This is a genomic window from Asticcacaulis taihuensis, from assembly GCF_900100255.1.
GTDB classification, from domain to species: Bacteria; Pseudomonadota; Alphaproteobacteria; order Caulobacterales; family Caulobacteraceae; genus Asticcacaulis; species Asticcacaulis taihuensis.
The window spans coordinates 1006812-1019224 of the sequence record NZ_FMTS01000001.1; the positions used below are offsets into that span (position 1 = coordinate 1006812).

6 protein-coding genes are annotated in these 12413 nt (G+C 59.3%); 3 read left to right on the forward strand and 3 right to left on the reverse strand.

From position 1 onward, the window contains the following. Positions 1 to 50 precede the first annotated feature (50 nt). Positions 51 to 2393, reverse strand: coding sequence for a Tat pathway signal protein (locus BLO49_RS04835; RefSeq protein WP_245678858.1), 2343 nt, complete (start codon positions 2391 to 2393; stop codon positions 51 to 53). An 82-nt stretch (positions 2394 to 2475) separates the two neighbouring features. After that, positions 2476 to 5436: a TonB-dependent receptor domain-containing protein gene (locus tag BLO49_RS04840; protein WP_090646138.1), complete on the reverse strand. Its 2961-nt coding sequence runs from the start codon at positions 5434 to 5436 to the stop codon at positions 2476 to 2478. 302 nt (positions 5437 to 5738) lie between these two features. Here BLO49_RS04840 and BLO49_RS04845 point away from each other — a divergent pair, with 302 nt between their 5' ends. Together BLO49_RS04845 and BLO49_RS04850 are read left to right on the forward strand one after the other, a co-directional pair. Continuing rightward, a complete protein-coding gene (locus BLO49_RS04845; RefSeq protein WP_245678859.1) occupies positions 5739 to 6761 on the forward strand; it encodes a cupin-like domain-containing protein in 1023 nt (340 codons plus the stop codon). Positions 6762 to 6832: 71 nt separating this feature from the next. Continuing rightward, positions 6833 to 8101, forward strand: a complete 1269-nt coding sequence (locus tag BLO49_RS04850) for an MFS transporter (protein ID WP_090644862.1) — start codon at positions 6833 to 6835, stop codon at positions 8099 to 8101. Positions 8102 to 8138: 37 nt separating this feature from the next. Here the strand turns inward: BLO49_RS04850 and BLO49_RS04855 are convergent, their stop codons facing one another. Continuing rightward, positions 8139 to 10556, reverse strand: a complete 2418-nt coding sequence (locus BLO49_RS04855; protein WP_245678860.1) for a glycoside hydrolase family 127 protein — start codon at positions 10554 to 10556, stop codon at positions 8139 to 8141. A 95-nt stretch (positions 10557 to 10651) separates the two neighbouring features. Between BLO49_RS04855 and BLO49_RS04860 the strand changes: the two genes are divergently transcribed. Then, positions 10652 to 12412: a DUF885 domain-containing protein gene (locus tag BLO49_RS04860; RefSeq protein WP_090644865.1), complete on the forward strand. Its 1761-nt coding sequence runs from the start codon at positions 10652 to 10654 to the stop codon at positions 12410 to 12412. Position 12413 lies beyond the last annotated feature (1 nt).

The following is a 12413-nucleotide window of genomic DNA, read 5'->3' on the forward strand; positions in this document are numbered from 1 at the left end:
GGTGAAATCACATGTGTCGGTTTATCCTGTCGGGTGGCTGTCCGGTTGATTTAGGCGGTCAGGATCGGTTTGGCAAGACTGACCTCTATGGAGAGTTCCGCCGCCCTGCCCGGTTTGAAGGTGACTATATCGCCAGCCAGCTTCACCGTTTTGCCGCCGATCCTGATGCTTTTCACCTTCATGTCCTTCGGCAGGCGCAGGCTGAGTTCCACCTCATCCGGCCGCTCTTCACCATGGAATGTCACCTTGCCGGATACCTTTTCGCCACCGCCCTGCAGGGCCAGGTCAACCCTGCCCCAGCGGGTCGGCGCACCCTCAATACGGATCGGCTGGCCAGAGGCGAACCACTCGCGCGGAATGGCACGGCCGAGATAAAGCGTCTCGCTGTCCGACGCCTCGAAGACCAGCATCCAGCGAACCAGTTTCGGAATGGTGAGCTGTGCCGGAATGCAATAGAGCGGCAGATCGCCATCGATACCTGTCACTTCGCCCGCCACCCAGGTGCCAGGCGTATGCGAATGATAACGGTGCGAATGCAGGAACAGCAGATATTCTTCAATGCGACCAGAGCGTAATAACTGCTGGGCATAACCGTAAGAGATAAAACCCAACTGGTCGCGGTGCGTTTCGTTGGCCGGCGCGATATTGGCGACCACGCCGATGCAGGTGCCGCCATGGCCGCGCACACCGTCAATCACGGTCTGCGCCAAGTCGTCCGGCAAGACATCGGCGTGCAGCATTTCGGCATAGACGCGATGCGCCCAGCCTTGCTCCGTGCGCTGCTTTTTCTCTCGTGCCTCGGCATAGGCTTCGCGGTGGGTCAGTTTCGCACCCGGCAGGACGGCGACATAAGGCGGCGTCAGATCATTGCGGACATTGGCGCGCAGGGTTTTCACCAGTTGCGCCTGAAGCTGATCGGCCCGGCGGTTCCAGTCGGCCGCCAGCGCCACTTGCTCGGGCGCGATCACCGGCCAGACACGAGCAATGTCGCGCCAGCCACGCACGGCGAAGGCCGAGTTATTCCAGTACGGCTTCCACCACAGGGTCGGATCGGGATGCAGGCAGGCATCGGATTCGCTCCAGCCATCGATCAGGCCGAAACCGGCGTCGTCGGCCGGCTTCTTCAGGCTGAGATCGTGCATTTCGGTCAGGATGGCCGCGGTGTTGGCGATCTTGCCGGCGTGCTTGCGTAAGGTCTCCACATCGCCGGTATAGGCGAAATAACGCGCCAGCAGGCTAAGAGTCAGCCCGAACTGCGGGGTTTCCGGCCCGCGCATATTGATCATGCCATCGGGCGCGGTGAATTCGTTGAAATAGTTGTCGAGCACTGCCCTTGCCTGATTGAAGCGGCCCCATTCGAGATTGGCATAGAGCGACGACGTCAGGATATCCTGGAAGCCGTCATATTCCGGACCGAAATAGTCGCGGTCGACCACACCATATTTCGGATAGACGCCTTGCGGCCGCGTCATCAGTTCCTTGACGAAGGCGTGGCTGACCATATCGCCCAAAGCCTTGTCGGGGACGGTCAGGGCGCATTGGTCCCTGACCTCGTTCTGCCAGTAGGCGGCGAAATCAAACAGCGCCTGATAGAATTCGGCCGTCGTCGGCTCTTTCCGGCGCGGCGGATATGGCGCGTAGGAATAGCCAAAGGCCGTTTTCACCGGTTGGCCGTTATCATACTGGATAGTGCGGTGCCAGGTCTGGACCAGCAGGGCATCGGGCGCCTTAACATCGGCGAAGACCAGCAGGTCGTAATAACGCGTCGGTGATACCTCGATGATCTTGTGGATCGCCGGCAGCCAGCCGCCGAGTAGGCCCTCCCAGCGCTTTTTCGCCATATCATCGCCTTGCAATTTTGGAAAGGCGTGCTCCGGACGGTAACCGCGCGTGCGGCCGTTTGGGAAGACCGGCATGGTATCGCCCTGTTGGCGAGTGCCTACGAAATTGGTCCAGGCCAGACGGGTATAAAGCCCCTCCTGCGTATAGTTCCAGCCCGCCGGCGGGGCCGCGCGGCGCACAGCTTCGGGATCGGGATCGTCGCCAGCAGCCAGCAGCTTGTCGGCCAGCAGGTCGGCATCAGCGAGGCAGATATCCTTCAGGGAAAGCCCAAGATATTTAGGCTCGATATCGTCGAAACAGGCTTCCAGCCGCTTCGACAAAACCAATGCCTGATCGCCCCTGACGAAGGTGATGACGCCATCGCGCCGGCTCTGATCCTCATAGACCGTCCAGCCATCGAATTCGGCCAGTTTTGCGTGGCCGGTTACCGGTGCATCACCCGACGCTATCAGTTTTGGCCCGGCCTGCGCCTCTCCGGCAAAGGCAGGGGCGGCTATGGCGGCTACTGTAGAGCCCATGAGAAAGGCGCGACGGTCAAAACGGACAGGCATGGAGGGCTCCTTGTGGTCAAAAAAAGGGCGTCGCCGGCCTGAACCAACAACGCCCCCTGGGTACGCTCAGATAATTACCCTTTTAGAAAGAGGTCGACAGACCGAGGAAGAACATCCGGCCCAGCGGATCATAGGTGCTGGGGTAGGTATTGCCGTTGCCGTTCTGGACCAACAGGCCACCCATGATGGCCGGCGGATCCTTGTCGAACAGGTTGTTGACACCGGCACGCAGTACGAGGCCATGCGGCAGGTTCTTTGTCATGGCCAGATCGATATAGTTATAGGCTTCGATCTCGGCATTGCGGGTCGACTTTGTGCCGGTCAAGTACTGGTCGTCGGTATTGGTAGCCAGTTCGGCCTTGCCGAAGTAGCGCCAGTTGACCGAAACCGTGGTCGGCGCCCAGACGCGATCACCTGGAACCGCCCAGGTGGTGCGCAGATTGTGCCTCCACTTTGGCTTGGGCTGACCACAGGCGCCGCCGAACAGGCCGGTGCAGTCATAGGAGCCGAGGCCCGGAAGTACTTCGGTTTCCAGCGAGTTCAGGTAGGTGCCGACCAGCGAGAAGTTGAGGCTGCCGTAATCGTGGCCGAATACCTGTGCCGTTTCCAGGCTGTAGGTCGCACTGACGTCCACACCCGTGGTTTCCAGGAAACCGGTGTTGATGTTGGTGTTGATGACATAGCCACCCAGCGCCTTGTTGTAACCAAACAACGCGCCTGTGACCGGATTACGCACGATCAGGCCGCAGTAGAACGGATCGCCGGTATTGACGCACTGGCTGACGGCAACCTGAGGATCGACCGTGCCGATATAACCTTCGATACGAATCTTGTAGTAGTCCAGGCTGACAGCGAGCGGCAGGCCGCGCGGCGTGAAGACCAGGCCATAGGTCGTCGTCTTGGCTTCTTCCGGGTTGAGGTCAGGATTACCACCGCCGAGACCGGAACCAACATCGGCCGGCGTAGGTTCGATATGGCCATACCAGGCTGCGGTAACACCGGTGCGGGCACATTCTGCCTGGGACTTGGCCGGGGTCGGGCCGGCGCAGGGATCGATCAGGCCGACGTTACCGACCTGCTGTGACGCAAACAGTTCGCTGACATTGGCGGCGCGCATGGCCTTGTTGTAGCTGGCGCGGAACAGGATATCGCTCGTGGGGGCATAACGGCCTTCGATCTTATAGGTTTCGGTCTTCTTTTCCTCGCCCTTGGCCGTCGGGGATTCCGAATTATAGGTAGAGCTGCGGTAACCAAGCGAGGCATTCAGAGACTTGATGCCCGGTTTGTTGCTGACAATCGGCACTTCCACTTCGGTGAAGTATTCGTCGGCCCAGATCTTGCCATGTGCCTCGGGAATTTCGGCATCCAACTGTGTCTGGTCCCGCTTCTCGTCAATGGCTTCCTTGCGGCTTTCAACACCGAGGACGATAGCGACGCCATCATCCGCCCAAGGCGAGGTGATGCCGTACTTGCCCAGGTCTCCGCTGACGAAGGCGTTGAAGACATTGATGCTTTGTTCATTACGCGTGAAGGTCGGCGCATAGATGAATTCAAGACCTTCCGCCGAAGGGCCGTTGGCGCTGAAAACGTCGATCGGCTTACAGCCCTTCGACTGGTCGATACAGACCGGTGTACCGTTATCCATCACCGCCATCAGAGCCTGCGCCGCCAAGTCCTGATTGATGTCGTTCTGGTAGTTGAACTGACCGATTGTGGTGGCGTACATATAACTGGCGTCATAGCTCCAGGTATCGTTTATGGCGCCGCGGAAGCCGCCGGCCAGACGGTAGTCCGTGTGACGCATGTCGTTGCGACGACCAGGCCCAGTGGCGGCGCGATAGACGACCTGGGTCTGCGCGACCGCGTCCGTACCATAGGCGGCACCGCAGAGAATGGCGCCTTGTTGCGCGCTCAGGAAGGGGTTATCGCAGTTGACGTCAAAGGCGCGGCCGGCCCAGATGGCCGAAGGCGCAACCTGACTGACAGAGTGGTCGTCCATGAACATGAAGCTTCCATAGGCTTCAACATGCTCGTTGACCTTGTAGTTGGCGAAGAAGCCGGCATTGTAACGCTCGGAATTACGAAGGGTATAGTTGTCCGGCGCATAGTTGTAATTGAACGACGGATCGTTGGGAACCCAGGTCTTCGAGCCGTCCTTTGAGTTGGCATAGTCCGTATTCTTGCCCGGAGAATCGATGACCGTACCGTCATCCATTGTGATCGTCAGAGGACGGAAGCGGCCAAAAGCGTGTGAACTGGAGCCACCGCAGCGGAAAGTCGAACCATCTGGATCATCAAATTCGAGCGCGCAGTTCGAATAATCGCGTGCGTCTTGGCGTACAGCTTCCATTTTACGATAGCCGAAATAGCCTGTGACATTACCCTTGCCATCTTCGAGGTTGGAGCCGAACGAAATGTTGAAATCGTACTTCTGACCATCCCAGACATTTTTCTTGGCCGGGGTGATGCCCTTGGCTTCCTGGATGCCACGCAGATAATCGTCGTCGTTGGTGTGTTGATAAATGCTGTACTGCGAATCGAACTTGATACCATTCAGGCGCTTGCGCATGATGAAGTTGACGACGCCGGACATGGCGTCCGAACCGTAAACCGATGAGGCGCCACCGGTGAGAACATCCGTGCGCTCCACGAGCGATGACGGAATGAAATTGAGGTCGACACCGAGCGTCGGGAGGAAGCGCTGGCCGTCGATCAGGACCAGCGAACGGTTGCCGCCTAGGCTGCGCAGGTTGACGCCCGCCGTACCATCGGAATTGTTCGACTGGTTTTCATTGTTGCCGGCTTCGATCTGCGGCAGAGACTTCAGGAAGGAATCGACGGCGATAGCGCCCTGCAGCTTGACTTCCTTGGTGTCTACCGTGGTGATCGGTGAAGCGCTTTTCAGGTTGGGACGGCGGATACGCGTGCCGGTAACAACGACCGTTGTGGCCTGCGCGTCATCTGCCGCAGGTGCCGCATCCTGCGCGAATGCCGGCGTGATCGCCAGTGCGGAACCGAGGGCTGTCAGAGCGACCCCGGTCATAATCAGCGCTCTCTTGTTTATTTTCATTGTGAATCCCTTTTGCAAGCGCCAAACAAATTACCCGTTACACGAGCTGCATTCCGCAGAACCGCCGCATTTGACGCAGGAAGAAAACAATCACTACTTTTACAAAGCGTCAATTATAAATTATACGATTGCGTTACATAAAGTATACGAAATTGTCCGATTTTCGCCATGTGAGACTTTTTTGTCATGTTTGTGGCTGCGTTTACGCTTTGCGCCACAAAGGAAAGCACTATCATGAGCTGTCTCGCCCACCGTCTCGCCGATAGCGAATTCAGATGTCGCGTCTCCCTTTTCAGGTTACCATGTCCACCATCGCCATATTCGCATCCGTAACGCCGGAAGATTTCGTCACTGACATTCGCCCCCGCAATACGCCGGCCGTATTAAAAGGCGCGATCAGCGCATGGCCGGTGGTCAATTTGGGGCAGCAATCTGACGAAGCTCTGGTCGATTATCTGAAAAAACACGACAATGGCGAACTGGCCGGCGTTTATCTGGGGGCGCCGGAGATTCGCGGCAATTTCTTTTATGGCGCCAATACCCGCAGCGAGAATTTTCGTCATGGCCCGGCGCCGATCGCCATGGCGCTCGACCGGCTGATGGCGGCGCGCACCGATGAGAATCCGCAATCCATTTACGTGCAGTCCGTGCCAATCAAGACACATATGCCGGGCTTCGCCGATGAAAACCGGCTCGATCTGTTGCCTGAAGTCGAACCGCGCATCTGGATCGGCAACCAGACCGTTACGCGCGCCCATTACGACCTGAACCACAATATCGCCTGCGTGGTGGCGGGGCGACGCCGCTTTCATCTGTTCCCGCCGGAGCAACTGACCAACCTCTATCCCGGCCCGTTCGACCGCACCATTGGCGGCGTGCCGGTCAGCATGGTCGATGTCGAAAACCCTGACCTGGAGCGTTACCCGCAGTTTGCCGAAGCGCAAAAGACCATGCTGACCGCCGAACTGGAAGCCGGCGACGCCATCTACATCCCTTACGGCTGGTGGCACCAGGTCCATTCGCTGTCGCGCTTCAATGTGCTGGTCAATTACTGGTGGGACGACGCACCAAAGGCCGCGGCCGGCGGCTACGAGGCCCTGTTCCACGCCATACTGGCCCTCCGCGACATGCCCGAAGGCCATCAGGCGCTGTGGAAGACGCTTTTCGACTATTACGTCTTCACCGGCGGCGAGGATCCGCTGGCGCATCTGGCAGCCGGCGACAAGGGCTCGCTCGGTCCGCTGACGCCGGAACTGACGGCCCGCATCCGTGCCTTCCTGCGCAAGGGCTTAGCCTGACCGCCGTAATGGGGTTTCCCTACCGTCAAAAATGCGCTAGAGCGCAGAATAACAAAGGGAAACCTCAGAAAATGACAAACCATCCAAAGCCGCTTAATTCGCCGTTCAAGGTGCTGATCGCCAGCCTGGCCGGCACGACCATCGAGTTTTTCGACTTTTACGTCTATGCCACGGCGGCGGTACTGGTCTTCCCCACCCTGTTCTTCCCGTCCAGCGACCCGACCTCGGCGATGCTGCAATCCTTCGCCACCTTCTCGATCGCCTTTTTTGCCCGGCCGATCGGTGCCATGGTCTTTGGTCATTTCGGTGACCGTATCGGCCGTAAGGCGACACTTGTGGCGGCCCTGCTGACCATGGGTATTTCCACCATAGTGATCGGCCTCCTGCCTGGCTTCAAACAGATCGGTGTCTTCGCGCCCCTGCTGCTGTCGCTCTGCCGCTTCGGTCAGGGCTTCGGTCTCGGCGGTGAATGGGGTGGTGCGGTCCTGCTGGCCACCGAGAACGCGCCGGAGGGCAAGCGCTCGTGGTACGGCATGTTCCCGCAACTGGGCGCCCCGGTCGGGCTGTTCCTGTCTTCCGGCATATTCTGGGTACTGCTGCACTTTATCTCGCAGGACGATCTGCTGAGCTGGGGCTGGCGCATCCCCTTCATTTCCTCGATCCTGCTGATCGCGGTTGGTCTGTGGATGCGGCTTTCGATCACAGAAACGCCGGAATTCCAGAAGGCTGTCGAGACCGAGGAACGCGTCAAGGTGCCGCTGGCCGAAATTTTCCGCAGCCACAAGCGCAGCCTGTTTCTCGGCACCTTCGTCGCAATGGTGACCTTCGTGCTGTTCTATATCGCCACCGCTTACCTGATGTCCTATAATGTCAAGGTCCGGCATATTCCGTTCCTCGATGCGTTGGCGATCCAGATTTTCAGCTCGATCTCGTTCGGCATTTTCATTCCCCTGTCGGGCAAGCTGTCCGAGCGCTTCGGCCGTCGCGCCGTACTGATCGGCACCACCGTCCTGATCGGCGCCTTTTCCTTCCTCCTGCCGGTTCTGCTGGGCGGCAGCGAGACCGGCATCCTCCTGTTCGCGGTGATCGCCATGGCGCTGATGGGCATGACCTATGCCCCGATCGGCACGGCCCTGGCGGCCCCCTTCCCCACCAGCGTCCGCTATACCGGCGCGTCGATGACCTTCAACCTGGCGGGCATTGTCGGCGCATCGCTGGCGCCCTATGCCGCCACCTGGCTCCAGGGCCATTATGGCCTGGCCTATGTCGGTTACTACCTGCTGGCGGCGTCGGTCATCACACTGCTTTGCATTCTCGCCTCGCGGAAAGGTGAAGTCTGAAAAAAATCCCGCCATCTTCGGATGGCGGGATTTTTGTTTAAGCGGTAGTCCCGGCAGCGGCGGCAGTGAACAACTTCACCCCGAAGACAGGGCCAGCGGTCTTGCCTTCCTTCGGATCGAACTTGATCGTCACCTTCGCCTTGCCCTTGGTCAGTTCCAGCGGGATCGGGTAGTCGACATCGATCCAGGCGCCGGGCTGTCGTCCGGTCAGGCGTTCGTGGGCGATGGCCACGCCATCGACCAGGATGTCGAACACGCGGTTGTTTTCCGAACCCCAATAGGTCGCCTGCAGGATCAGCGGGCCCACATCCTTACCGTCACGCTGGGTATTCATCTCGAACGAGAAGAATCCGAGCGTGCGGGCGTCACGGCCCTGACGACCACGATAGATGACCGGATAGGAGATTTCCGATTTCAGATTGTGGTCGCGTTCGGGCTGCATCTCACCGAGGTGCATGACATCGACCGAACGCGCCGCTTCGTCCTTCAGGCGCGCCTGTTCGGCCTTGTAGGCCACCTGCGCCTCGGCCCATTCGGCGTCGTTATACTTGCTGAAATAGGTCGCGTTGCGGCGTTCCCACTGGGCATAGAACGGCTTGAAGGTCATGTCGCCCGGACGGCCGATGCCGTTAGTCTTGTACACTGCCTGCTCGACCGAGACCGGCGTGATGCCGGCCAGCAGGTCGGCGCCGACGAGCGCCGGCGCATCGCCTTCCCACTTGTCTTCGGCGGCGCCGAGATCGACAGTCAGCACCATCGGGCCGCGCAAGAGGGCCACGACCTTCTCATCGCCCGCCGTATGTTCAAAGCGCAGATCGAGCGGCAGGTCGAGCGTGACCACATCGCCGGCGCGCCACTTGCGGCGGACCAGGGCATAGCCCTTGGCTGATGTCGCCAGGGCCGGCTTGCCATTGACCAGGATCTTCGAATTTGCCGCCCAGGCGGGAATACGCAGAGCCAAGGTGAAAGTCTTCGCGCCCGCGAGCTGGGTCACCTTGAAGGCGATATGGCCGTCATAGGGATATTTGGTGTCGAGCTGGAACGCCGCCTTTTGCGCCGCCCAGTTCAGGGTTGAGGGGATATAGAGATTGACGAACAGCGTGTCATCCGACTGCCAGTAGATGCTGTCGCCGTGCTTGGAATGGCTCTCGATACCGGTCAGCACACAGCACCAGAAGTCATTTTCCGGCGAGGAAAACTCGCGTGCCGTACCCGACATCAGCGGCATCATATAGGCGAACATACCGGTCTTCGGATTCTGCTGCGCCAGGATGTGGTTGAGATGGGCGCGCTCATAATAATCGAAATAGCTGGCGTCCGGCGACCAGCTATAGAGATGGCGCGTCAGCTTCAGCATGTTGTAGCTGTTGCAGCTTTCGCAGGTCTGCTCGGTGATGTGGGTGGCAATGGTGTCCGGCTCGAAGAAGTACTCGCGGTCGGCATTGCCGCCGATGACGAAGCTGTGGTGCTGGGTCACGCGCTGCCAGAAGAAGCTGGCCGCCTTGGCATCCGAGGCATCGCCAGTAATTTCGTGCAAGCGCGCCAGCGCGATCAGCTTGGGGATCTGGGTATTGGCGTGGAAATTGGCCAGCTTGTCCTCGCCGGCCTTCAGCGGATCGAGCACCTTCTTGTCATAGATGCGCTGCGACAGCTTCAGCCAGCGCGGATCATTGGTGCGCATGTAAAGTTCGGCAAAGGATTCGTTGAGCCCGCCATATTCGCAGTTGAGCATCTTCTGCGTCTGCTCGTCATCGAGCGCGGCGAAGACCTTTTCAATATAACCGCCGAAGCCGACCGCCACGTCGATAGCTTTCTTGTTGCCGCAGTATTTGTCGGCATCCAGCAAGCCGGCGAACAGCTTGTGCAGGCTGTAATAAGGCGACCAGGCGCCATTGAGGTCGAAACCGGCCGAACGGATATCGCCCGCCATGATTTCCGGGAAAATTTCCTTGCCGTCAACCAGCGTACCGTCTTTGCGCTTACGCATGATGGCGCCGGTATAGCCGTCGCCCTGCGCCGCCTGCACCTTCGCCAGTTCATTGACAATATAGGTAACGCGGTTCAGGCATTCGACATTGCCGGTCTGGGCGTACATCAGCGACAGGGCGCTCAAATAGTGGCCCAGCCCCTCGCCGGCGATGGTGTCGGATTCCCAGCCACCATAGATCTCGCCCTTGACGGGAAGCCCGGCGAACTTGTGATAGTTGTGCAGGAAACGGTCCGGCGACAGGAACATCAGGTATTTGATATTGGCCTCGACCGCGTCATTGAAAGGCGACGATAAAAGACGCACATTTTCCATCGGCACCGGTTGCGCCACCGAAGGCACGGTTATGCCGGCTTCCCTGGCATTGGCCACACCACCGATTGAGGCCAGAAGGCTGCCGGCCGCGGCGCCTCTCAGCAGAAAACGGCGATCAAGGGTGGTCATATCTGGCAGTATCGGGCGGGTCATTTCATAGCCTCGTTATGTGAATCCGGTAGTTGCGCCCCAACGATTATACTGTATACAATTGTCTGGCAATACATATAAATGTGAGGTCATCGCCGATGAAAGCCCTGCTGCACGCCACCGCCCTTACCGTCATCCTGACCTCGCTTTCCGCCCTGCCGGCCCTGGCCGATACGGCGACGGACCAGAAGTTTGAGTCCATATATAAGAGCGAATGGGACTGGCGCAGCCAGCAGGAAGCCGCCAATGAGGACAGCCCATCCGGTGAAGTGGCGGCGCACCTGCCCGACGTTTCCGAAAAGGCTCAAACTGCCAAGTTGGCCCGCTGGCAGGACACGCTGAAGCAACTCGATGCTATCGACGTCAAGGCGCTTTCCCCGAAGGATGCCGAGGACTATCAGGTTTACCGCTTCCAGATCGAAACCCTGATCGCCGACCAGCAATTCAAGGTCTATCAGCGCCCCTTAAGCGGCGACACCTCCTTCTGGGGCGACCTGGCCGGTATGGCGCGCGGTACGTTCCACAGCGAAAGCGATTATCGCAACTATATCGCGCAGCTCAACGACATGCCGCGCTACTTCAAGGACAATACCGACAATATGCGCGCCGGCCTGAAGCGCGGCTTCACCCTGCCGCAGATTTCGCTCCAGGGCCGTGACGCCACCATCACCAGCGTGACCGACGCCAAGTCGGTTGAGGATAATATCTACTACACGCCGTTCAAGTCGCTGCCGGCCACCATTCCCGCCGACAAGCAGGCCGAACTGAAAAAGCTGGCCGCCGACGCCATCACCAAATCGGTCCTGCCGGCGCACAAGACCCTGCTGAAATTCATGCGCGAGGAATATATTCCCGGCGCCGCCAAGTCGATCGCCGCCTACGACCTGCCCAACGGCAAGGCTTTCTACCAGTCTCAGGTGCGCGAATATGCCACGGTCGACATGACGCCGGAACAGATCCACCAGATCGGCCTCGACGAAGTGGCCAAGATCAAGGCGGAAATGCTGGCGATCAAAGATCAGGTCGGCTTCAAGGGTGATTTGCCGGCCTTCAACGATTTCCTGCGCACCGATCCGCAGTTCTACGTGACCACGCCACAAGCCCTGCTCGACCGCGCCGCGTGGACCGCCAAGGAGTTCGACGGCAAGGCGTCGCAGTATTTCGGCCGGCTTCCCCGTTCGCGCTTCGGGATTATTCCCGTACCAGATGATATCGCGCCCTTCTATACCGGCGGTCGCGGCGGCCCCGGCGTCTATCTCGTCAATACCTGGAACCTGCCGTCGCGCCCGCTCTATTCGCTGCCGGCCCTGACCCTGCATGAATCGGCGCCGGGCCACGCCTTCCAGATGCCGCTGGCCGCCGAAAACACTGACCTGCCGCCGTTCCGCCAGTTCACCTATATCTCGGCCTATGGCGAAGGCTGGGCGCTCTATTCCGAACGTCTGGGCGTCGAGATGGGCATGTACCACACGCCTTATGAGACCTACGGCATGTTGAGCTACCAGATGTGGCGCGCCTGCCGCCTGGTGGTCGACACCGGCATCCACGCCAAGGGCTGGACCCGCGAACAGGCCCAGAACTACCTGTTGGAAAATACCGCCCTGTCCAAGCACGAAGTGACGACGGAAGTGGACCGCTATATCGCCTGGCCGGGCCAGGCGCTCAGCTACTATCTGGGCGAAATGGCCATCTGGAAAGCGCGCCATAAGGCCGAAGCCGCTTTGGGTGAAAAGTTCGATCTGCGCCAGTTCCACGACGCCGTCCTGCAACTGGGTTCGGTCCCGCTGCCCGTCCTTGAAGCCCGCGTCGATCGCTTTATCGCCGAAGGCGGCAAGGGCCCTTATGCAGACGAGAAGTAGC

What these genes read in the sequence shown, in the direction of transcription:
- BLO49_RS04855 (WP_245678860.1), bottom strand. Translation starts at nt 10,556, where the DNA reads ATGACCCGCCCGATACTGCCAGATATGACCACCCTTGATCGCCGTTTT.
- BLO49_RS04860 (WP_090644865.1), top strand. Translation starts at nt 10,652, where the DNA reads ATGAAAGCCCTGCTGCACGCCACCGCCCTTACCGTCATCCTGACCTCG.
- BLO49_RS04835 (WP_245678858.1), bottom strand. Translation starts at nt 2,393, where the DNA reads ATGCCTGTCCGTTTTGACCGTCGCGCCTTTCTCATGGGCTCTACAGTA.
- BLO49_RS04850 (WP_090644862.1), top strand. Translation starts at nt 6,833, where the DNA reads ATGACAAACCATCCAAAGCCGCTTAATTCGCCGTTCAAGGTGCTGATC.
- BLO49_RS04845 (WP_245678859.1), top strand. Translation starts at nt 5,739, where the DNA reads ATGTCGCGTCTCCCTTTTCAGGTTACCATGTCCACCATCGCCATATTC.
- BLO49_RS04840 (WP_090646138.1), bottom strand. Translation starts at nt 5,436, where the DNA reads ATGACCGGGGTCGCTCTGACAGCCCTCGGTTCCGCACTGGCGATCACG.